The 21,741-nt window shown below is 56.3% G+C and carries 18 protein-coding genes; 1 reads left to right on the top strand and 17 read right to left on the bottom strand.

Going from position 1 to position 21,741, the window contains the following annotated elements; genetic code table 11:
- Position 1 precedes the first annotated feature (1 nt).
- The 15 genes from ACXADJ_RS01190 to ACXADJ_RS01120 form a co-directional block, all read right to left on the bottom strand.
- Positions 2-1,402, bottom strand: a complete 1,401-nt coding sequence (locus ACXADJ_RS01190) for a cytochrome ubiquinol oxidase subunit I (RefSeq protein ID WP_475062151.1) — start codon at positions 1,400-1,402, stop codon at positions 2-4.
- Positions 1,403-1,722: 320 nt separating this feature from the next.
- A complete protein-coding gene (locus ACXADJ_RS01185; protein ID WP_475062147.1) occupies positions 1,723-2,448 on the bottom strand; it encodes a pseudouridine synthase in 726 nt (241 codons plus the stop codon).
- Positions 2,449-2,527: 79 nt separating this feature from the next.
- Entirely contained in the window at positions 2,528-3,013 is a 486-nt protein-coding gene (locus ACXADJ_RS01180) for a 2TM domain-containing protein (protein ID WP_475062145.1), read from the bottom strand.
- A gap of 274 nt (positions 3,014-3,287) precedes the next feature.
- Entirely contained in the window at positions 3,288-4,580 is a 1,293-nt protein-coding gene (locus tag ACXADJ_RS01175; RefSeq protein ID WP_475062142.1) for an adenylosuccinate synthase, read from the bottom strand.
- A 7-nt stretch (positions 4,581-4,587) separates the two neighbouring features.
- Positions 4,588-5,769 carry an ATP phosphoribosyltransferase regulatory subunit gene (locus ACXADJ_RS01170; protein ID WP_475062139.1) on the bottom strand — a complete coding sequence of 394 codons (1,182 nt, stop codon included), beginning with the start codon at positions 5,767-5,769 and terminating at the stop codon, positions 4,588-4,590.
- A 13-nt stretch (positions 5,770-5,782) separates the two neighbouring features.
- Positions 5,783-5,974, bottom strand: a complete 192-nt coding sequence (locus tag ACXADJ_RS01165; RefSeq protein ID WP_028295046.1) for a DUF2065 domain-containing protein — start codon at positions 5,972-5,974, stop codon at positions 5,783-5,785.
- Positions 5,975-6,146: 172 nt separating this feature from the next.
- A complete protein-coding gene (hflC, locus tag ACXADJ_RS01160) occupies positions 6,147-7,013 on the bottom strand; it encodes a protease modulator HflC (protein WP_475062137.1) in 867 nt (288 codons plus the stop codon).
- A 2-nt stretch (positions 7,014-7,015) separates the two neighbouring features.
- Positions 7,016-8,221, bottom strand: a complete 1,206-nt coding sequence (hflK, locus tag ACXADJ_RS01155) for an FtsH protease activity modulator HflK (RefSeq protein ID WP_475062135.1) — start codon at positions 8,219-8,221, stop codon at positions 7,016-7,018.
- 164 nt (positions 8,222-8,385) lie between these two features.
- Positions 8,386-9,696: a ribosome rescue GTPase HflX gene (hflX, locus tag ACXADJ_RS01150; protein ID WP_475062131.1), complete on the bottom strand. Its 1,311-nt coding sequence runs from the start codon at positions 9,694-9,696 to the stop codon at positions 8,386-8,388.
- Positions 9,697-9,720: 24 nt separating this feature from the next.
- Positions 9,721-9,972 carry an RNA chaperone Hfq gene (hfq, locus tag ACXADJ_RS01145; protein WP_028295042.1) on the bottom strand — a complete coding sequence of 84 codons (252 nt, stop codon included), beginning with the start codon at positions 9,970-9,972 and terminating at the stop codon, positions 9,721-9,723.
- Positions 9,973-10,049: 77 nt separating this feature from the next.
- Positions 10,050-11,009 carry a tRNA (adenosine(37)-N6)-dimethylallyltransferase MiaA gene (gene miaA / locus ACXADJ_RS01140; RefSeq protein ID WP_475062128.1) on the bottom strand — a complete coding sequence of 320 codons (960 nt, stop codon included), beginning with the start codon at positions 11,007-11,009 and terminating at the stop codon, positions 10,050-10,052.
- Complete coding sequence (gene mutL / locus ACXADJ_RS01135) at positions 11,009-12,988, bottom strand: DNA mismatch repair endonuclease MutL (protein WP_475062126.1); 1,980 nt, start codon at positions 12,986-12,988, stop codon at positions 11,009-11,011. The genes miaA and mutL overlap by 1 nt, the downstream gene beginning before the upstream one ends.
- 6 nt (positions 12,989-12,994) lie before the next feature.
- The gene (locus tag ACXADJ_RS01130; RefSeq protein WP_475062124.1) at positions 12,995-14,410 is read right to left on the bottom strand and encodes an N-acetylmuramoyl-L-alanine amidase; all 1,416 of its coding nucleotides are present in this window, start codon (positions 14,408-14,410) and stop codon (positions 12,995-12,997) included.
- On the bottom strand, positions 14,410-14,928 hold the full coding sequence (tsaE, locus tag ACXADJ_RS01125) for a tRNA (adenosine(37)-N6)-threonylcarbamoyltransferase complex ATPase subunit type 1 TsaE (RefSeq protein ID WP_475062122.1): 519 nt from the start codon (positions 14,926-14,928) through the stop codon (positions 14,410-14,412). The genes ACXADJ_RS01130 and tsaE overlap by 1 nt, the downstream gene beginning before the upstream one ends.
- A 362-nt stretch (positions 14,929-15,290) precedes the next feature.
- On the bottom strand, positions 15,291-16,817 hold the full coding sequence (locus ACXADJ_RS01120; protein ID WP_475062120.1) for an NAD(P)H-hydrate dehydratase: 1,527 nt from the start codon (positions 16,815-16,817) through the stop codon (positions 15,291-15,293).
- 295 nt (positions 16,818-17,112) lie between these two features.
- Between ACXADJ_RS01120 and queG the strand changes: the two genes are divergently transcribed.
- Positions 17,113-18,168: a tRNA epoxyqueuosine(34) reductase QueG gene (gene queG / locus ACXADJ_RS01115; protein WP_475068088.1), complete on the top strand. Its 1,056-nt coding sequence runs from the start codon at positions 17,113-17,115 to the stop codon at positions 18,166-18,168.
- A gap of 10 nt (positions 18,169-18,178) precedes the next feature.
- Here queG and ACXADJ_RS01110 read toward each other — a convergent pair whose 3' ends face one another.
- A complete protein-coding gene (locus ACXADJ_RS01110) occupies positions 18,179-19,429 on the bottom strand; it encodes a transglycosylase SLT domain-containing protein (RefSeq protein ID WP_475062118.1) in 1,251 nt (416 codons plus the stop codon).
- A gap of 158 nt (positions 19,430-19,587) precedes the next feature.
- Positions 19,588-21,600, bottom strand: a complete 2,013-nt coding sequence (locus ACXADJ_RS01105) for a RecQ family ATP-dependent DNA helicase (RefSeq protein ID WP_475062116.1) — start codon at positions 21,598-21,600, stop codon at positions 19,588-19,590.
- Positions 21,601-21,741: the final 141 nt, after the last annotated feature.

Below are 21,741 nucleotides of genomic sequence, written 5' to 3'. Positions count from 1 at the left end.
GTTATTTGCCTCCGTGTGGCTGGTCGGGAACGTCCCGAATGGTGGATATTGAAAAGTGACTATCGGCCGTCAGGTCGTCCGGCCCGGCAGCAATCAGCCGCAGCAGGTAGCGAATGCCGATGCCGAAAACGACGAAGTACACCACCACAAACAACACCAGAGTGAAACTGAGCACCGGCACACTGTGGGCACTGGCGGCCTCGTCGGTGCGCAACAGGCCATACACCACCCAGGGCTGGCGTCCAAGCTCGGTGGTAAACCAACCCGCCAACAGCGCAATCAACCCACTCGGCCCCATCAGCAGGGTGAATTTCAGCAATGACTTCTGGCTAAACAAGGTACCGCGCCACCAGCTCCAGCTGCCCCACACACCCAGCAGCAACATCAGCATGCCAAGGCCCACCATGACCCGAAACGACCAGAACACCGCGGCGGCATTTGGACGCTCGTTAGCCGGAAACTCCGACAGCCCCTTGAAAGTGCCGTCCATGCTGTGTGTCAGAATCAGGCTGGCAAGGTGAGGGATTTCCAACGCGAAGTGAGTGGTTTCGGTGTCGTTGTCGGGCCAGCCAAACAGAATCAGTGGTACGCCTTCACCAGGTTCACCATTGCGCCAATGGCCTTCCATTGCAGCGACCTTGGCTGGCTGATGCTCCAGCGTATTCAGGCCATGCGCGTCGCCAGCAATGATTTGCAGCGGTGTGGTGACCACCAGCATCAACAGCGCCATGGTCATCATCTTGCGAACCGCCGGGCTGTTGTTACCCCGCAGCAAATGCCAGGCAGCGCTGGCGGCCACCATCAAAGCGGTGCTTAAAAACGCCGCCAACACCATGTGTACCAGTCGATACGGAAACGATGGATTGAAGATAATCTCGAACCAGCTGGCCGGTTCAACTTCCAGACCGTACATACCTTCCACCAGGGTGTAGCCTGCTGGCGTGTGCATCCAACTATTGGAAGCGATGATCCAGGTAGCGGAAATCAGGGTGCCAATGGCCACCATGACCGTGGCGAAAAAGTGCAGACGATTGCCGACCCGATCCCAGCCAAACAACATCACACCCAGAAACCCGGCTTCCAGAAAGAAGGCGGTGAGTACTTCGTAGGCCAACAACGGGCCGGTAATGCTGCCAGCAAAGTTCGAGAACCCCGCCCAGTTGGTGCCAAACTCATAAGCCAGCACCAAGCCAGCCACCACTCCCATGCCGAAGTTGAGCGCAAAAATACGCGACCAGAACACATAAAGCGTTTTATAGACCGGCTGCGCGGTGCGCAGCCAAAGGTATTCCAGCAGCGCCAGAAAACTGGCCAACCCGATGGTGATGGCCGGAAAAATAATATGAAAGGAAACCGTGAACGCGAACTGAACCCGCGCCAGCATCAAGGCTGTTTCGTCCATCTGACTACCTCCGCAACAGACTGAAACCCGTATTCGGGAGTGTCAGATTAGGCGTTGGCGGGGATTAATGTCAGGCTTAAAAAAATCAGATTTGATAGGTACAGATCACCTTGAAACTAGTCTGTAGCCTCCAGCGCCCGACGCGCACTGCCCTGCAAGGTACTGGTGGCGAGATTCCATGCGGTTGCCTGTGGTCGCCAACAATGGCCGACCAAAGCACCCGGAAAGAACGAACGTTCTACCGATTGGCAGACAGAAAGTAAAGTTTTGCCATTGGCGACAGGACCTGTCAGGGCTGGTAACTGCCGATACGGTGCAGGCTAGCCCCGTCCCAGCAAGCACCATTGCCCGGCCTGCTGAAGTCCCAACCCGGATAACGAATACTCCCCGACCGAGAGCCGATGCAGGCCAATTACCGGGTTTCGAAAACGTCCGAACATACGTTTGATCTGATGGTATTTGCCTTCGGTAAGGGTTACCCGGGCAAGATGACGGTCGAGCATTTCCAGCTTGGCGGACTGAGTCGTTTGGTCTTCGTATTCGAAGTACATGCCCTCGGCAAAAGCCTGTACGTAGCCAGCAACCTGCTCTGGCTCGACCGGGTTCTCAAGTTCAACGTCATATACCTTGCTGACCTTGGTGTCTGGTGCCATCAGCGCCCGCGACCACTCACCGTCGTTGGTGAGTAGTAACAAGCCGGTGGAGTATTTATCCAGGCGGCCGACGATATGCAGGTCCTGCAGTTGGTGATCACTTACACCGTGCTCGCGCAGCACGTCGATAACGGTTTTGTCGTGTGGATCTTTAGTAGCGCTGACCACACCCGCAGGCTTGTAGAGTGCAAGGTATACGGGCTGCCTGTCTTGCAGCACCTGCCCGTCCAGCTCAACCCGGTCGAACGGCCCAATGCGCTGGTTGATATCCGTCGCAGTCTCGCCACTCACCAATACCCGCTTTTGCGCCAGCAGCAAGCGCACGTCGTTGCGGCTGTGCTCGGAGTTGGCAGCAATAAAGCGGTCGAGACGGTGAAAACGGGATTGGGCCATAAGGGTCTACAGTATTGCGTGACGGCTGATGCTGTTTTATTAAAACCAGCACCAGCGCTATTCCTTGGTTCGAATGTGCTCAGAGCTTTCGGTTAAGAATTTTTTCAACTTCGCGCTTTTCCCATTGAGGGCCAAACAGGCGAATCACAGGAAAAACCCTCATAGCATGCGAGAGCAGCCCGATCCCCCACCCCAAAGTCGGCCAGATCGCCCAAATATGCTCAGAGGAAAACAGGTTAATCCCCCAAAGCACCGGTATGACTGCGGCATAACTGATGGTGTGGCGATAAAAACCTCGCTTCCTGCGCACGTGCTCAAGTGCCAGCCGCTCTTCGGCTGTCACGTTGAACTGACCATGGGGAAGAGATGAAGAATTTTGCATGTCGGGCTCCTGTTGCAGATCGGTGAGTTCTACCTCAAAGACAGCAGCCAAAGCCTTCAATGATTCCAGGCCAGCCTTCTGGCCTTTTTCAATTCGCTGAATCGTACGCACGCTCAATCCTGTGAGTTGCGCCAGATCATCCTGCGACCAACCTCGTTGCAATCTCAATTTGCGAATAATCATTGCGAGTTCCTTGTTGCTGTTGAGATCAGCGTATTTGATTCCCTTTAAAGTCGTGACGACAAACAGCCGACAGCAACCCGACACAAGGGTGACAGTCCTTTAAAATCAGTGAGTTACAGACCGTTGTTTAGAACAAAGCCGCGACGACTACGATCATGCAGCAAACTGCGCTTTACAGATTACAGCGTAAACACCAGCAACCAAAAGCGATTTGCGGATACAAAAATGCCGCGACGATGCGCGGCATTTTTGGGCTTGTTCGTCTGATTCAGGATCAGATGTCGAAGCTGTGACGCAGTACGATGGTCTCTACGCGGTCTGGACCGGTGGAGATGATATCGATCGGTGCGTTAATGGCTTTTTCCACGAAGCGGATGTAAGCCTTGGCGTTCTCTGGCAGGTCGTCCAGAGTCTTGGCACCGAAGGTGGATTCTTTCCAGCCTGGCAGCTCTTCGTACACTGGCTTGATCTTCTCGAACTGATCAGCAGAAGCCGGTACGTTGATGCGGTTGCCTTCGGCGTCTTCGTAACCAACACATACCTTGATGGTGTCCAGGCCGTCCAGTACGTCCAGCTTGGTCAGGCAGATGGTGTTGATGGAGTTAACACGGATTGCGTGTTTCACCAGCATGGCATCGAACCAGCCACAACGACGGCTACGGCCAGTGGTGGTGCCCTTTTCCTTACCTACAGTCGCTAGGTGCTCACCTACGTCGTCGAACAGTTCGGTCGGGAACGGACCGGAACCTACGCGAGTGGTGTATGCCTTGGTGATACCCAGAATCTGGTCCAGGTACAGTGGGCCAACGCCGGAACCGGTGGCAACGCCGCCAGCCGTGGTGTTGGAGGAAGTTACGAACGGGTAAGTACCGTGGTCGATGTCCAGCAGCGTGCCCTGGGCACCTTCGAACATGATGTCGCCACCGTCTTCACGGATGGTGTGAACCAGATCAACCGCGTCTACCACGATGTCCTTGATCTGAGCAGCCCAGTCCATGCAGGACGCCAGGGTTTCTTCGTAGCTGACTTCGTCAACGCCGTAGTAGTTTTTCAGAGAGAAGTTGTGGAATTCCATCACTTCTTTCAGCTTGTCAGCGAATTCTGGCTGGTACAGGTCACCCACACGCAGACCGCGACGAGCAACTTTATCTTCGTAGGCAGGACCAATACCACGACCGGTAGTACCGATTTTGGCGTTGCCACGCTTGATTTCGCGAGCCTGGTCCAGCGCAACGTGGTAAGGCAGGATCAGCGGACACGCACCGGATACACGCAGACGTTCCATCACTGGTACGCCACGATCTTCCAGAGCACGTACTTCTTTCAGCAGTGCATCAGGAGCCAGCACGACGCCGTTACCGATCACACAACGTACGCCATCACGCAGGATGCCGGACGGGATCAGGTGCAGTGCGGTTTTTTCACCGTCGATGACCAGTGTATGACCCGCATTGTGGCCACCTTGAAAACGAACTACCGCAGCAGCCTTTTCGGTCAGCAAGTCAACGATCTTGCCTTTACCTTCGTCACCCCATTGGGTGCCCAGAACTACAACACTTTTACCCATGACTTTCTTAACCCTGAACCGGTTGAATCTGGACCAGTTGCCACTGGCCGTCTTGTTGCTGCAGCGTGTAATCCGCTGGCTGATTGTCTTGCTCGCGACAGGAGATGACACGCATACCCTGCTCGCGCAATTCGTTCACTTTAGCCCACAGTTCGGCATCACCTTCCGCAGGCGCCAGTACGATGGACTTGATGTTCGGTGCGAAGTTACCCAGACGCGCCAGAACACGTAGGTCGGCACTGAAACCACGGGCCGGACGCGAACGTCCGAAGGCTTCGCCGGTTTCGTCGTAACGACCGCCCTGGGCGATGGCATCGCCATAACCCGGCACGTAAGCGCCAAACACCAGACCAGTGTGGTACTGGTAGCCGCGCAGTTCGGTCAGGTCGATGTAAACAGGCACTGACGGGTAGCGTGCGGCAATTTGGCCACATACAGCGACCAGGTGTTCCAGTTCTTCCGCAGCTGCTGGCACCAGTTCACCAATGTTGGCAAAGGTCGCACTGAGGCTGTCGACAGAGCCTTGGGCACGGGCCAGCAGTTGCAGCGCTTGCTGGCTGTTGGCATCGGCAATTTCACGTGCCGCCCAGGCTTCGATATCGGAAGCGCACTTCAGCTTCAGCAGATCAAACAGCTCGGCTTGCTGGGTTTCGGTAATGGCGGCGGCAGCGGCAATGGCTCGGTAAACGCCAACGTTGCCAACGTTCAGGTGCAGTTGCTCGACTTCGCTGGCCACCAGGGTGCTCAGCATCAGGCTGATGATTTCAACATCGGCAGCGGCACCGGCTTCGCCATACAGTTCAGCACCGATCTGGGTCGGGGTGCGGCTCGCCAGCAAAGAGCGAGCGCGGGTATGGAATACAGTACGACAGTAGCAGAAGCGACCAATGCCTTCCGGGCGCAGGCTGTGTGCGTCGATACGTGCCACCTGTGGCGTGGTATCCGCACTCAGACCCATCATGCGGCCAGAGAGTTGGTCAGTTACCTTGAAAGTGCGTAGGTCGAGGTCCTTACCGGTACCTGTCAGCAATGCGTCCAGATATTCCAGTACCGGTGGCATAACCAGGTCATAGCCCCAGCCGTCCATCAGGTCGAGTAAACGACGACGCAAGTGTTCAATCTGCTGTGCACCAGGAGGCAGCACTTCTTCGATGCCGTCCGGCAACAGCCAGCGATCCGCTAGTGTCATTCTTTAGCCCATGTCAGTGGATGAGATACAGGAGGCCGACGCCCAGCAACATACTGAACAGGCCTGTCATTCGGATGGTGCGGGTGTTGGCTTGTGCCAACGACATCACCCAATGACGCCATTGATCCGGAATCAGGAACGGCAACAGCCCTTCCAATATGAACACCAGACATACGGCGACCAGAAATTCTTGCCAGAGCGTCATACTTGTATCTGCGAATGAGGACCCGGTTACGACCACACGGAAGGTGTTCGTTTTTTAACCAAATCCGTCGAATTCTCACAAAAAAACCGGGCCATAGGCCCGGTTGCAGGATTCTATCAAAGCAGCCCGCCGAACTCCATGATGGATGTGTCCGGCGAACTAACTTCTGGTGTTATTTACCAGAAGCGTCCTTCATGTAACGGAAGAAGTCGCTGTCAGGCTTCAATAGAATCATATCGTTGCGGTTGAACGTCTCGGTGTAGGCCTTCAGGCTACGGGTAAAGGAGTAGAACTCGGCGTCCTGGGAGTAGGCCGCGTTGTAGATGCGAGAGGCTTCTGCATCACCTTCACCACGCAGACGCTCGGCGTCACGATAGGCTTCTGCTTCGATAACGGTCTTCTGACGGTCGGCGTCAGCACGAATACCTTCGGCCAGCTCGCGACCCTGTGAGCGGTGCTCACGGGCTTCACGCTGGCGTTCAGCAGACATACGGTCGTAAACCGACTGGCTCAGGTCTTCTGGCAGGTCGATCGCTTTAACGCGCACATCCAGCACTTCGATGCCCAGTTCAGACTGGGTATCTTCATTCAACAGAGCCGTCAGCTTGGTCATCAGTTCGTCGCGCTCACCGGATACCACGTCGTGCATGGTACGGGCAGCGATTTCGTCACGCAGACCTTTGTTCATCAGGTTGGACAGCAGCTTGGTCGCTTCCATGCGGTTACCGGACGTTGCGCGGTAGTAGGCACGGATGTCCTTGATGCGCCACTTGGCGAACGCATCAACGATGACGTATTTCTTACCAGAGGTCAGGAAACGGGATGGCGTGGCATCCAAAGTCAGAACCCGGGCATCGAACTTTTTGACGTTTTGAACAAATGGGGTCGCCCAGTGCAAACCTGGCTCAATGCCCGCTTCCACGACTTCACCCAATTGCAGTTTGATCGCCAGTTCTTTTTCGTTGACAACGAACAGACCACTGGCAGCAACCAACACGATGGCAGCCAGAACGATCGCGACTAGAGATTTGGCATTCATGATTAACGACCCTCCCGACGTGTTGTGGTGGAGCTGGTTTGACGAGAGCGAACTTCTTCCAGAACACGATCGGTCAGACGGGAAACGTCGTCGTCAGTCAGGCGACCATTACCTGAACTACCGGTTGAGGAAGCTGCCGGCATATTTTTCATGATCTGATCCAATGGCAGGTACATCATGTTGTTGCCACCGTCGACATCCACCAGCACCTTGTTGGAGTTGGTGTATACGTCGGATACCGCGTCGATATACAGACGCTCACGCATAACTTCCGGCGCTTTCTTGTACTCGACCAGCAGGTCGTTGAAGCGAGCCGCTTCACCTTCTGCGCGAGCAATCACACGGTCTTTGTAGGCCGATGCTTCTTCCAGTTCACGTTGGGCGCGACCACGGGCTTCAGGCACCACCGAGTTGGCATAGGCTTCCGCTTCGTTGGTGAAACGGTCCTTGTCCTGCTTGGCTTTCTGAACATCGTCAAAGGCGTCTTTCACCTGGCTAGGTGGACGAGCGTCCTTGATGTTGGCAGTACTGATGACCATACCGGTCTGGTAGACATCGAGGTAGTTTTGCAGACGCAGCTGGACGTTATCGGCCAGCAGGTTACGACCTACGGTCAGAATCTGGTCCATTTCAGTAGAACCCACTTCGTGACGCAGGGCAGACTCAGCCGCCGCTACCAGAGTGCGTTCAGGGCCTTCCACACGCAGGGCGTAGGCCACCGGATCAGACACACGGTACTGAACGCTCAGCTCGATCTCGACGATGTTTTCGTCTTCGGTCAGCATGCGCTCTTTCACTTCGATTTCACGCACACCGGTGGTGTTTACCGGAATCACTTCGTCGACCAGCGGCACCTTGAAGTTCAGACCCGGGCCAGTGGTGTCGTGGTATTCACCCAAACGCAGAACCACGCCGCGTTCGGTTTCATCGAGGGTATAGATGGAGTTGAACACTCCCAGAACCAGCACAATGGCAGCACCAATCGTCAACATGCCAGCGATACCGCCACCACCGTTGTCGTTACCTGAGCCAGAGTTGCCGCCGCCTTTGCCACCGAACATGCCGTTCAGCTTGTCGAGCAGTTGCTTCAGTGCTTCGTCCAGATCAGGTGGCTGATTACCACCACCACCGCGATTGTTGTTGCCGCGGTTGTTGTTACCCCAGGGATCGTTGGGATTGCCCTTACCGCCGGGCTCGTTCCAGGCCATATCTAACTCCGTCAGAGAAGTTTCTTTTAGTAATTTTGGTAACCCGCCCAGACTCATCCGAAGCCATTCAAGACGGGCTGTTCCTAGTTCAAATGTGACGCAATGATAACTGTTTTAGCCCATATTGCGATACAAAGCCCTCGAAAGGGCTTTGTAGACCAGCCTTATTGCCAAGGCTCCGGCTGCTGCGGAATAAACCGGCTTTCAGCAATGTCAGCACGCGCCAACGCCTTGCGGAAGTCCTGACGCTGCAAACGAATAGACAACAACATGTTGCCGTTATCGTCGTAGCGTTCTTCCCGAATGGCGCCCAATTCATACAGGATAGCCCGTAACTTGGCATCGTTGGGCTTCAATTCGATGTCTTCCGACATCACGTCGTCACCCATCAGCTCGCCAATGGCTTGCTCCAGCAGGTCGAACCCCTGCCGTTGCATCGCCGACAGCCATACAGCAACCGGCTTACCATGCTCGTCACGGTCGATGCGCGCCTTGCCGTGTTCCAACAAATCGATCTTGTTGTAAACCCGCAACTGCGGCACATCGGTGGCTTCAATTTCTGCCAGCACTTTGTCCACTTCGTGAATATTGTCGTCGCGTTCCGCGGCTGCGCAATCCACTACGTGCATTAACAGATCGGCTTCCGCGGCTTCCTGTAAGGTTGCCTGAAACGCTTCCACCAATTTGTGCGGCAAGTGACGAATAAAGCCCACGGTGTCGGCCAATACCACTTCCCCAATGGGCTCCACCGGCAGCCGACGCAAGGTCGGGTCCAGTGTTGCAAACAGCTGGTTGGCGGCGTACACCTCGGAGCTGGTAAGAGCATTGAACAAGGTCGATTTGCCGGCGTTGGTGTAGCCCACGATGGCGACGGTCGGCGTCGATGAACGCTGACGGGCACGACGGCCTTGCTGACGCTGGGCGCGCACCTTGATCAACCGGGCATTGATGTTCTTGACCCGTTCGCGCAGCAAACGACGGTCGGTCTCCAGCTGGGTTTCACCCGGGCCTCGCATGCCGATACCACCTTTCTGACGCTCAAGGTGGGTCCAACCGCGGATCAGTCGGGTTGACTGAAACTGCAACTGGGCCAGTTCGACCTGCAATTTACCTTCGTGAGTACGTGCCCGCTGGGCAAAGATATCCAGAATCAGGCCGGTTCGGTCGAGCACACGGCATTGCAGTGCTTTCTCGAGGTTACGTTCCTGACTTGGCGTAATAGAGTGGTTGAAGATAACCAGTTGCACTTCGTGCAACTGCACAAGCTCGCGAATTTCCTCGACCTTGCCACTGCCAATGAAATACTTGGCTTCGGGAACATCCCGCTTGCTGGTTACCAATTCGACCGGATCGGCTCCGGCGGAGATCACAAGTTCCCGGAATTCGGCCAAATCTTCTCGGTTGGCCCCTTCCGGGAAATCGATGTGCACCAGAACGGCTGTCTCACCACCGCTCTGTGGGCGCTCAAAGAACAACTAGTCGCTACTCCTCAACTGAAATCAGTTGTCGTCGCTGGATTCGTCGTTCGATTCTACTGGTGCCATACGCACGTTGCGGGAAGGCACAACGGTGGAGATGGCATGCTTGTAAACCATCTGGCTTACCGTGTTCTTCAGCAGAATGACGAACTGATCAAAAGATTCGATTTGCCCCTGCAATTTAATGCCGTTTACCAGAAAGATGGAAACGGGAATTCGCTCTTTTCTGAGCTGATTCAGATAAGGGTCTTGTAGAGAGTGCCCTTTTGACATTGTTATGTTCTCCTCAAAGAGTGGTGCCCCAAATTCGGTGGCGAAAAATAAAAAAGTTACCCCAGTCCGTCGTAAATTTATAACGACTTGCTAAATATGGCGTTCGCTTCAAGTATTTTCAAGGCAGACGTCCACAGTTCTGGTGAATCTGTTTCCAACCAATGCAAATCTGGCCAACTTCTGAGCCATGTGATTTGCCGCTTGGCCAACTGACGGGTAGCAATTATGCCCCGCTCGACCATGGTGTCGTAATCGTATTGGCCTTCCAGATACTCCCATGCCTGACGATAGCCTACCGCGCGAATCGACGGTAAACCGGTGTGCAGGTCGTCACGCTGGTAAAGGTCGCGGACTTCGTCCAGGAATCCCTGTTGCAGCATCTGCCGGAAGCGCAAGGCAATGCGTTCGTGCAGCACTGCGCGCTCGGAAGGGCAAACTGCAAAATTGACAACATGGTAGGGCAAGGGTTCCGTTTGTTGCTCGGCCCAGAATTGCGTCAGCGTTTTGCCAGACACCCGATACACTTCCAGCGCCCGCTGAATGCGCTGCTGATCCATCGGCTTCAATCGGGCGGCGGATTCCGGGTCGACCTTGGCCAGTTGCTCGTGCATCCAAGGCCAGCCGTGCTTTTCTGCTTCAGCCAGTAGTGCCGCGCGCACCGGTTCATCCGCTTGCGGCAAGTCCGCCGCGCCATCACGCAGGAACTTGAAATACATCATGGTGCCGCCCACCAGCAACGGAATCTTGCCGGCGGCGGTAATTTCCGCCATTTCGCGCAGAGCGTCTTCCCGGAAGGTGGCGGCGGAATAGCTTTCGGCCGGGTCAACCAGATCAATCAATCGGTGCGGCGCACGGGCCTGCATCTCGGCATCGGGTTTAGCGGTACCAATATCCATGCCCTTGTACACCAGCGCGGAATCCACGCTGATGATCTCGCAAGGCAGTTTTTCGACCAGTTCCAACGCCAGGGCGGTTTTGCCGGACGCCGTTGGCCCCATCAAAAAGATCGCTGGCGGCAAAGAAGGTGAAGCAGTCATCAGCGACCTCGTAAAAACAGTTTATCCAGCTCGGTCATGCTGAGCTGCGTCCAGGTTGGACGACCATGGTTGCACTGACCACTGCGCTCGGTGGCTTCCATATCGCGCAGCAAGCCGTTCATCTCCGGAATCGTCAGTTTGCGATTGGCTCGCACCGAACCGTGACACGCCATGGTCGACAGGATTTCGTTGCGATGGGCCTGAATACGGTCGGAAGTGCCATGTTCCATCAGGTCGCCCAGCATATCAGTAATCAATTGCTGCACCGGCGCGGCTTGCAACAGTACCGGAATCTGCCGAATCAGGATCGACTCCGGGCCAGAGCGGGCCAGCTCAACCCCCAGCACCTTGAAGTCGTCGGCGAATTGCTCGGCCGCATCGGCCTCGCGCTCGGATACCGCGAGGGTTTCGGGCACCAGCAAGGGTTGGCTGGCGACGGTTTGCTGATCAACAGCGACTTTCAGGCGTTCATAGGTAATGCGTTCATGGGCGGCGTGCATATCCACCAGCACCAGCCCCATCTTGTTCTGCGACAGGATATAAATGCCATGCAGCTGGGCAATGGCAAAGCCCAGTGGCGGCACGTCGTCGGTTTGTTCTGGCAGTGTTTGTGGCATGCCAGACACAGGCCTGTCGTTATTGACCGGTAGCGGTTCGCTCATACTGCGATAAGCGGCCATTTGGTCGGCTACCTGAGAACCCTGTGGACGCTGGCCAAAACCGCCAGAGGCCCAATTGCCAGCTCCGCCTTCAGAAGGCACCGCAGCACCGCCCGCCGGAGCCGATTGCCATGGCAACCGCTCCTGGCCGGCAAATTCACCGGCGGCTTGCCCGGAAGCAGGCGCGTTATTCTGATTCAGACCAAACCCAGAACCTGTTCCAACTCCCGTTCCTTGGCCTGTACCAGACTGACCGGGTTCCACCACCACTCCGGCATTCAGATCACTACCCTGAGTCGGCGGCAATTGATCCTGCGGACGCACATCGCCCAACACCCGATGCAAGGTGCGGAACAGGAAATCGTGCACCAAACGGCCATCGCGAAAACGCACTTCGTGCTTGGTTGGGTGAACGTTAACGTCGACCAGCTTGGGATCAAGTTCCAGGTACAACACAAAGGCCGGCTGACGGCCGTGATACAACACGTCGCGGTAGGCCTGCTTGATGGCGTGCACCACCAGCTTGTCGCGCACCGCCCGGCCGTTCACAAAGAAATACTGCATGTCGGCCTGCGAGCGGCTGTAGGTTGGCAGCGCAACCCAGCCTTTCAACGTCAGTCCGGTCACTTCGGTATCGATATGCACCGCGTTGTCGATGAATTGCGGCGACAGCAAGGCCGCCACCCGGCGCTCTTTTTCAATGCCGCGCTCCGCCGCTCGCAACTGGTGAATCACCTTGCCATTGTGGCGCAAGCTGAAAGCCACGTCGTATCGACTCAGCGCCAGCTTTTTCAGGTGTTCTTCCAGATGATTGAATTCGGTTTTTTCCGTGCGCAGGAATTTGCGTCTGGCTGGCGTGTTGAAGAACAGGTCACGCACTTCCAGCGTTGTGCCGGTCGGGTGCGCTGCTGGCGTTACACTGGTGGTCATGTCACGGCCTTCGGCCTCTACCTGCCAGGCCAGATCGGCGTCTTCCGCACGAGACGTCAGGGTCAGTCGAGATACCGAACTGATCGACGCCAGCGCCTCGCCACGGAAACCCATGGTCACGACCGCTTCCAGATCATCGAGGGTGATGATCTTGCTGGTTGCGTGGCGGCTCAGTGCCAGCGGCAAGTCGTCCTTGCTGATGCCACAGCCGTTGTCGCGCACACGCAGCAGCTTTACACCGCCCTGCTCGGCATCAATTTCAATGCGATTGGCACCGGCATCAAGGGCGTTTTCGACCAATTCCTTGACGATGTTGGCCGGCCGCTCGACCACCTCGCCAGCAGCAATCTGGTTAGCGAGGCGAGGCGACAGTAAATGAATCTGGGGCATGAGGTATCAGGAGTTGGGTATCTTGATGGTTTGACCGATGCGAATGCGGTCGTTGCTGAGTCCGTTCAAACGGCGCAATTCAGCGATGGCGACGCCGTTATCGAGGGCAATTTCCGACAGGGTATCACCACTGCGAATCACATACGACCGGGTACCGCCGGAACTGGCATTGGGTACCGTATTGCGACGGTTTTCCACAAAGGTGCCGTTGGGCGGATGATCCTTGAAGTACTTTTTCAGGCCATTGAAAATCGCCCCGGCCATCTTCTGTTGATAGCTGCTGGTGCTCAGCTTGCGCTCTTCGCCGGGGTTGGAAATAAACCCGGTTTCCACCAGCAAGGCAGGCATGTCGGGGGCTTTCAACACCACAAAGGCGGCCTCTTCGACCTGACGCTTGTGCAGGTAAGAGATATTACCCATGTATTTGAGAATATCCGCACCAATACGCTTGCTGGAGTTGCGCTGGTAGGTCATCGACAAATCCAGCAGGGTCATTTTCAGGTGATCGTCCTTGTCGCCAAGGGAGATCCCGCCAATCAGGTCAGCGTTGTTTTCGTTATCAGCCAGCCAGCGGGCGGTTTCCGAGGTGGCACCACGATCGGACAACACATACACCGAACTGCCGTGGGCCTTCGGGTTCTTGAAGGCGTCGGCATGAATCGATACGAAGAAGTCGGCATTGGCGGAGCGGGCCTTCTCGGTACGCTCACGCAGGCCAATGTAGTAGTCGCCGGTGCGCACCATAAATGGCGTATAGCCCGGCTCGTCTTTCAACAGTTTTTCGAGTTTTTTGGCAATCGCCAGCACCACGTGTTTTTCCTTGGTGCGACGAGGACCGGATGCACCCGGGTCTTCACCGCCGTGACCGGCATCAATCGCGACGATGATGTCACGCGCCTTGCCTTTTGGCGCTTTCACCTCTTTCACCGGCACTACAGACTGACCGGTATCGGCACGCTTGAGGTCCACCACCAGACGATGATTTTTATAAACGTCGTTTGGTGCCAGCGGGAAGCTGCTGACCTTCAGGGTTTCACTAAGATCCAGCACAATGCGTAAGGTGTTCTTACTGGGGCTGCCGGTGCGAATCCCCGCCACAGCGGTTTCGGCAATATCCACTGCAGACGGATCGATCAGCATTTTGGAGTCGGATAAATCGATCACCACCCGGTTCGGGTTACTGAGCGGGAATATCTTGTGTTCGGTGGATTCGGTCAGGTCCAGCACCAGACGGGTACTTTCCGGCGACTGCCAAACCCGAATGTCTTCGACATCAGCCCATGCGGTTGGAGCCAAGCCCTGTGCAGCCAGAACAGCCAGTGTCGCCAGCAGCGTTTTGAACCTGACTGAGCGCTGACTGCCAAGCACGGACGAAACACCATTCACGGCCCAACGAACAGGCAGCAGAACCCGCCACCACATCAGTCGGCACCGCCGCTGCTGAACGCTTGCAAGTCGGCGTCGTTGGCCGCCAGCTGTTGCAACCAGTGTTCGGCACGAGAACTGGCCGCTGTCAGGATAATGCGACGGGATTCGCCGAGGTCTTGCAGCTCAATGGTCAGGTCGGCAGCAGGCAGAACGCCCAGCCCCTTATCTGGCCATTCGATCAGGCACAGGGCATCGCCATCGATGTAATCACGAATCCCCATGAACTCCAGCTCTTCCGGGTCGCCAAGGCGATACAGGTCGAAGTGGTACACATGGGTGTTTGCCAATGGATAATCTTCCACCAGCGTGTAGGTAGGGCTTTTCACCGGGCCTTGATGGCCCATGGCCTGGATCAGGCCACGACTGAATGCGGTTTTGCCAGCCCCCAGCGTGCCTTGCAGAAAAATCAGACCGCCCGACGTCAGCAGTGGGGCCATGGATGCAGCGAAAGCCAGGGTTGCACTTTCGCCATGGAGAACTTTGCTCAGGGAGTTGGTTGGTAAATCACTCACTCGGGATATCGCTCACGCCGTTACGTCTTACGGGGACATCTATTTAATCCGGTGCTCACTCTGGGCTGCCGGATGGTTTCGAATCACGAAGCCGACTTGTAGGCCTGACGGGTCAAGTCAAAAGTCGGCGACACAGAGTCGAGATCATCAGGTAGCCCCCGCAGGGCGCGGGTTGCCGCCGCCCAGTGCGGTGTTGACGAACTTGAAAAGACTCGACCGGACAGGTTCGTCATTTCGCTGCATTCGTCGCCTTGCACTGAACAACGGCAACACTCGCGCAGAGCCGTGCAGGATTAAATAGATGTCCCCTTGCAGTAATATTCAGCGTCAGTTTACCAGTCCCGTCGGGCAAGACCAGCCGCTTACGCTGTGTTGTTCAGGTTTCGCAACCAGGGCATCAGGTCGGTTGCCAGCAGGCCACGAGGACCGCCTTCTTCGGCTGCCAGATCGGCTGCTGCACTGTGCAAGCAAACCCCCAGACGAGCGGCTTTCCAGCCGTCCAGTCCTTGTGCCAGCAGCGCGGCAATCACACCGGTTAACACATCGCCCATGCCACCGGATGCCATGCCGGCATTGCCGTCGGTGCACACCGCCACTCGACCACTCGGGTCAGCAACCAGCGTACCGCGACCTTTCAGCACCACCACGGCCTGATATTTTTTGGCCAGCTCACGGGCGGCCTTGAAACGGTCCCGCTGCACTTCCACGGTATCCAGCCCCAGCAGCCTCGCCGCTTCGCCCGGGTGCGGTGTCATCACCACGTTGCGCTCGGAGAACTCACGGAACCAGGCTGGTGACGCCAGCAGGTTAAGCGCATCGGCATCCAGTACCAGAGGTTTGTCGGACTCCAGCACCTGCTGCATCATCAATTCCGACCAGCTGCTGGAACCCAGACCCGGGCCAATTGCCAGCACGGTTGGAGCATCCAGTTTGCCAATCAGTTCCTGACCGGAATTCACGCCCAGCGTCATCACCTCCGGGCGACGCGCCAGCAGCGGCATAACGTGTTCAGGGCGAGTCGCACAGCTGACCAGTCCTGCGCCCATACGGGCTGCGGATTCACTGGCCATGCTCACGGCACCGGCCATGCCGTGGTCGCCACCGATTACCAGTACATGACCAAACATGCCTTTGTGAGAGTTGCCGCTGCGAGCCGGTAACAGCTCCTGCATTTTTTGCATGCGTGACCAGCTGATGCGTTCAGCATCGGGAATTACCTGAAATGCCAGTTCGGCATGGGTCGACAGTGGCGCAAATGCGATATCGCCACAGTAGTCCGGGCCTTCCACCACCAGCAAACCACGCTTGATCCCCACAAAGCTGACCGTGATATCAGCCTTCACCACGGCCCCCATGATGCAGCCGGTATCGGCGTTGAGGCCCGATGGCAAATCCAGCGACATCACCGCAGCCGGGTGAACATTAATGGCATGAATGGCTTCGGCGTAGCGACCGCTGACAATCTTGTTCAGACCGGTGCCCAACAGGGCATCGACGATCACATCGCCATCAAAATCGAACTCGCCTTCGAATGGCTTCGCTACCACACCGGCATCGTCTGCCAGTGTGCGGGCTTCCTGACTGGCTTCAGAAAGGTTGGAATGATCGCCAAGGGTATAGAGACTGACGCCAATACCATGCAAGGCCGCCAACGCGGCAAGGTAATAGCCATCACCACCGTTGTTGCCATTACCGGCCACCACACACAGGTGTTCGGCTTCTGGCCAACGCTCAATCAGGCAGGCAAACGCTGCTTCGCCAGCGCGTGCCATCAATTCGAACGTACGGGTGTTTTCCAGCGAGATTGCTGCAGCGTCCAGAGCACGAACCTGCTCTGCCGTGTATACCGCTCCCGGCAGGTGATCCATCACGCTGTGCGGTCGTTTCATCCCTGTCACCTTTCTGTTATGCAAGTTGTACTCGACACATTGACGCGTGCTCCGGCAAGCCGTAAAGAGCCCGCGCTTGAACACGCTGGTTTATTAAGAGGTCGTTACTGGCCAATAAAGTTCAGCATAATTCCGGAAAGCCAGCTCCCGAACACCTAGCCCGACGCTACGGCCGCACGCCTCTGTGATAAAGTTAGTGATTATAACCTCTGACGCCAATAGCTAGCCAATCATGTCCGATAATGCCCAGTATAATGCGACGACCGGTATCAAAGACGGTACCAACGCCGACATCATGGCCATGCAACAGTTGCGGGCGCAACTCGACCAATGGGCAGCCGAACTGGGATTCCAGCAAGTAGGCGTTACCGACATCGACCTGGCAGAAGCCGGTAAAGAGTTGCAGGACTGGCTGGCCAAGGGCTACCACGGCGACATGGACTACATGGCCGCCCACGATGACATGCGCTGGCACCCGGAAAAACTGCACCCCGGCACCGTTCGGGTCATCAGCGCCCGCATGAATTACCTGCCCCCGGGAGTTGATCAGGTTGAGCAATTGCGCAACCCGGACAAGGCCTATATCTCACGCTATTCGCTAGGTCGGGACTACCACAAACTGGTGCGTAAGCGTCTGACCCAACTGGGCAACAAGCTGCGCGAAGCCGCTGGCGCCATGGATTTCAGGGCATTTGTCGACAGCGCCCCCATTATGGAACGGCCGTTAGCGCAAAAAGCCGGACTCGGCTGGACCGGCAAACACACCCTGATCATCAATCGCAAAGCTGGCTCGTACTTTTTTCTGGGTGAAATTCTCACCGACTTGCCACTGCCGGTGGATAAACCCTACGAAAAAAACCACTGCGCCCGCTGCACCAGCTGCCTCGACCTGTGCCCAACGGACGCCTTTACCGGCCCCTACGAACTCGATGCCCGCAAGTGCATTTCCTACCTGACGATTGAGCTGAAAGGCCCGATCCCGGAAGCCCTGCGGGAACCCATGGGTAACCGCATTTTTGGCTGTGACGACTGTCAGATGGTATGTCCCTGGAACCGCATCAGCGACACCAGCGAAGAAGAAGACTTCAGCCCCCGCCACCAGCTTGATAAAGCCGGTCTGCTGGAGCTGTTCGCCTGGGATGAAGCTACCTTCCTGAAAAAGACCGAAGGCATGCCCATTCGCCGCACCGGTTACGAAAACTGGCTCCGCAATATTGCCGTAGGGCTGGGTAATGCGCCCGCCAGCCTGGAAGTGATCGATGCCTTGCAAAAGAAACGGCCGTTAGTCAGCGACATGGTGCAGGAACACATTGACTGGGCGCTGACCCGACAGCAGGCCACGCCCATCTGAAGAGAGAAACTCAGGCCGTCGGGTAATTCGGCATGGCCTTGGTCACCTTGGCCACGTAATGACGAGCTTCCTCGTAATGCAGCCTGGCCATCAAATGTTGCTTCATTCCGGCCGGCGACAGTCGATTCATTTTGGCTGCTGCCCCCTTGACGCTGGTCTTGCCGGTGAACGATCTGGCGACATTCCCCGCGCCGGTGTTGTAAGCAGCAATGACGCAGTAGAGCCTCGCCTCATCGTTTTTGACGGCTTTCAGATAACGGGTATTCAGCAAATTCAGATAAGCGCAGCCCAGTTCAATGTTGGTCTCCGGTACCAACAGCTGTTTACCAGTCAGCAGCGTATCCTTGCCCCAGGCGTGCTTGGTAGCATCCCGACCGGCAGAGCGCGGCACAATCTGCATCAAACCAAAGGCCGGAATGTGTGAACGGGCCATCGGATTGAACGTCGACTCGGTTTCCATCACCGCAAACACCAGATTCAATGGCAGATTCCAACGCTTGGCCTGGATACGCACCTGCTGCTCGAAGGTTTTTGCCCGTTCCGGGATGGGCTTCAGCAACGGCACTGTGACCGTAACGACCTTACCCTTCGGCGTCGTCACTGCAATCGGCCGTGTGCGTTTTACCTGCTGCAACAGCTGCTTGGTATCAACGCCCGCCAACATCGGCGTTTTGACCTGGCTGGCTGAGCTCTTTACTGAGCTATTAGCAGCAGCGGATTGGGTCGCTGCAGACTGGTCCGTTACGGGAGTGGGTTCATCCGGAATCACGTTCTCAAGCGGTTTTAACACGGGGTCGGCGTCGTAGGCATCTGCCACCGTGGTATCGGTGATTTGCTCGACCTGCTTGGCAATAACCTCTGGCGTTACCTGTTTCGCAGCCTCCCCGGTGAAGGACACCCGCACTTCATTTTTGGCAAAGTCCACCGTGCGGCGAACATCAAGGTCATCACTGTATTCCACCCACTGATTCCGGTCTGACGTTTCTGGCTCAGACCAAACCCTGGACAGTTGTTCGGTGTACTGTTTGTACGCCTTCATCATGGACTGGTGATATTGCTGGAACTGCTGATCCTGGCGTTCGCGATGGACATCAAAGGCTTGCTGTTGATTCGAAGGGCTACCTGCCTGTTGCAGCTGAGCCCGCTTCCAGCGCTCAAATTCCGATTCAGCCAACGCCGACATGGCCCCCGGCCCGGCAGCAGCGGCAACCGAAACACGGACCATCTGGTGAAGAAATTGACGACGAGAGGTCGTTTTCACAGCGGTCTCCCTGCTGCTCTTTGGGGTAGGTTCAAGAGCCGACTCAAAAGAAAACGTATTGGCAGGCGATGTCACGTACCAACCTCCTTGTTTGTACGTTAAGCAGAGGCCAGCATTACGCTACTGGCCGATTATCGGACCGCAATTCTAGCAGAACATCAGACGCCAGCCAGCGCCTGCCTGACGACCGCATACGGTACTTGCTCCAGCTTGCCAAAGCCTGCCAGCGAACGAGCTTTGACCTTGGTAAACCAGGGCACATGAATGCCGCACAGAAAGCGGGTTTGCAGTTCAACCGACGGCAGCACACCAAATTGCTGCTGCACCGCCTGATTCAATGGCGCCACCATAACAGCCAGGTCGATGCCAGCCAGCGAGGCGTCTGCCGGAGCTTCTGGCCAGCTTTGGAATTGGCCACGGCACACCGAGCAGATGCCACAGTCGTGGCCCATGTTTTCGCCAAAATAGTGCGCCAATCGGCGCGACACACACTGCGGCTGTCGAAACAGGTCGAGCATCTTATGGATGCGCTGGATTTCGTTTTGCTGTTTGTCCAGAAAGTGTTGATGCAGGCTGGTCGCTAATTGCGGGGTTGCAAGCTTGTTGGCATCCACCCGATACACGTCAGTCATCTGCTTGCTTTCAAGCTGCAACCAGCCGCGTTCCTGACAGAACTCCAGCGCCTTCAGAGCACGAACTCGCGGTGGCTCCGCTGTACTTTGGGAGCCTGCATCGCCGCCGTTAGCTAACGCCTGTTCCAGTTTTTCGGTATCCAGTGTGTACCAGCTGCGGCCCTGCTTGCTGGTGTTCAGCAAGGTCTTCAAAAACTGCTGCCGCTGCGGGTCAAAGTGTCCTAACAACTCGGCTTCAGAGCCCTGCAATTTGTAGCGATACTCGGCAAAGTAGCTGTACTGGGAGGTCAGCACGCCGCGCATTTCAAGGTTCACCAACAGGGTTTTCAGCGGCAACATACGAATATTGGTGGCACTGGACAGCGGCGTCATCAACACTTCCCACTGCGCCGCCCCCTGATGGTCCGTTTGCAGCTGCTGCTGAATGGTCTGAATCACCTGTTCGATGCCACTCAGCTCTGGCGCATCGCCGTATACGAAATTTTCCAGCACCGTCAGGCCGGACTGATCCGCCAACATAACGCAATCCGACGGTTTGCCATCTCGCCCGGCGCGACCAATTTCCTGGCTGTAGTTTTCAACCGACTTGGGCAGGTCGTAGTGAATCACCTGGCGAATATTGCTTTTATCCACTCCCATACCGAAAGCAATGGTGGCGACAATCACCGGGATTTCGCCACTCATAAACTGCCGCTGAATCTGATCCCGTTGTTCTGCAGGCAAACCGGCGTGATAGGCCCGTATCGGAAAGCTCAGCTGCCGGGCCAAGGCCTCCGCCACTTGCTCGGCCGTATTCTGTAACGTCACATACACAATGGCGGCAAAATCCTGCTGTTTTTGTGCTGACTTTTCGGCCAGATGATTCAACCAGCGGGCACATTTTTGGGTCCGTTCGGACTCGGCAGTGGGTTGCACCAGCAAGCGCAAATTGGGCCGATGAAACCCTGTAGTTACCACGTCGTCTGCGGCAATGGCGAAGTGCTTCTGCATGTCGTCGATCACCGCCTGTGTGGCAGTGGCGGTGAGCAACAGCACCTGTTCCACGTCAAACTCGCGGCAATAATCTGGCAACTTGAGGTAATCCGGCCGGAAATTGTGGCCCCATTCGGAAATACAGTGGGCTTCGTCGACGACCAGCAGGGAAATAGGGACTTGCGAGATAAACTGGCGAAAGCGTTCGTTCTTCAACCGCTCGACCGACACCATCAGAATCTTGATGGTCCCCGACCGAACGCCGTTCATCACCTCCTGGGTTTCATCACGGCTCTGACTGGAATCGATGGTCGCCGCCGCAATGCCTTTCGACTTGAGGAATTGCACCTGATCCTGCATCAGCGCCAGCAGCGGAGAAATCACCAACGTCAGATGCGGCAGCATCAAGGCGGGCAACTGATAGCACAGCGACTTACCCGATCCGGTTGGGAAAATAGCCGCCGCCGAACGACCGTCCAATATCGCCTCCACCACCGGCTGTTGACCGGGGCGTAAGCCATCAAAACCAAAGAATTGCTGAAGGGGCTGCTGCCAGTTGGCTTCCATGACGATTCCTGCTCCCGAAGTAACGGCCGGTATACACCAGCCCTGAATAGACTGCCCTATTCAAACACGCTCTCTGAAAGCTCTGAAGTGTAAAGAGGACATCTATTTAATCCTGCACGGCTCTCGGCTCGGGCTTCCTGC

Source organism: Oceanobacter sp. ABM4_470, from assembly GCF_056158645.1.
The sequence above is the reverse complement of the archived record's forward strand: the minus strand, read 5'-3'. Positions and strand labels throughout refer to the sequence as shown.

Coding starts and splice junctions, on each gene's coding strand:
- hfq (WP_028295042.1), bottom strand. CDS start 9,972: ATGTCAAAAGGGCACTCTCTACAAGACCCTTATCTGAATCAGCTCAGA.
- ACXADJ_RS01185 (WP_475062147.1), bottom strand. CDS start 2,448: ATGGCCCAATCCCGTTTTCACCGTCTCGACCGCTTTATTGCTGCCAAC.
- miaA (WP_475062128.1), bottom strand. CDS start 11,009: ATGACTGCTTCACCTTCTTTGCCGCCAGCGATCTTTTTGATGGGGCCA.
- ACXADJ_RS01120 (WP_475062120.1), bottom strand. CDS start 16,817: ATGAAACGACCGCACAGCGTGATGGATCACCTGCCGGGAGCGGTATAC.
- ACXADJ_RS01165 (WP_028295046.1), bottom strand. CDS start 5,974: ATGACGCTCTGGCAAGAATTTCTGGTCGCCGTATGTCTGGTGTTCATA.
- mutL (WP_475062126.1), bottom strand. CDS start 12,988: ATGCCCCAGATTCATTTACTGTCGCCTCGCCTCGCTAACCAGATTGCT.
- ACXADJ_RS01180 (WP_475062145.1), bottom strand. CDS start 3,013: ATGATTATTCGCAAATTGAGATTGCAACGAGGTTGGTCGCAGGATGAT.
- ACXADJ_RS01190 (WP_475062151.1), bottom strand. CDS start 1,402: ATGGACGAAACAGCCTTGATGCTGGCGCGGGTTCAGTTCGCGTTCACG.
- ACXADJ_RS01170 (WP_475062139.1), bottom strand. CDS start 5,769: ATGACACTAGCGGATCGCTGGCTGTTGCCGGACGGCATCGAAGAAGTG.
- queG (WP_475068088.1), top strand. CDS start 17,113: ATGGCCATGCAACAGTTGCGGGCGCAACTCGACCAATGGGCAGCCGAA.
- ACXADJ_RS01105 (WP_475062116.1), bottom strand. CDS start 21,600: ATGGAAGCCAACTGGCAGCAGCCCCTTCAGCAATTCTTTGGTTTTGAT.
- hflC (WP_475062137.1), bottom strand. CDS start 7,013: ATGAATGCCAAATCTCTAGTCGCGATCGTTCTGGCTGCCATCGTGTTG.
- ACXADJ_RS01130 (WP_475062124.1), bottom strand. CDS start 14,410: ATGTGGTGGCGGGTTCTGCTGCCTGTTCGTTGGGCCGTGAATGGTGTT.
- ACXADJ_RS01175 (WP_475062142.1), bottom strand. CDS start 4,580: ATGGGTAAAAGTGTTGTAGTTCTGGGCACCCAATGGGGTGACGAAGGT.
- hflK (WP_475062135.1), bottom strand. CDS start 8,221: ATGGCCTGGAACGAGCCCGGCGGTAAGGGCAATCCCAACGATCCCTGG.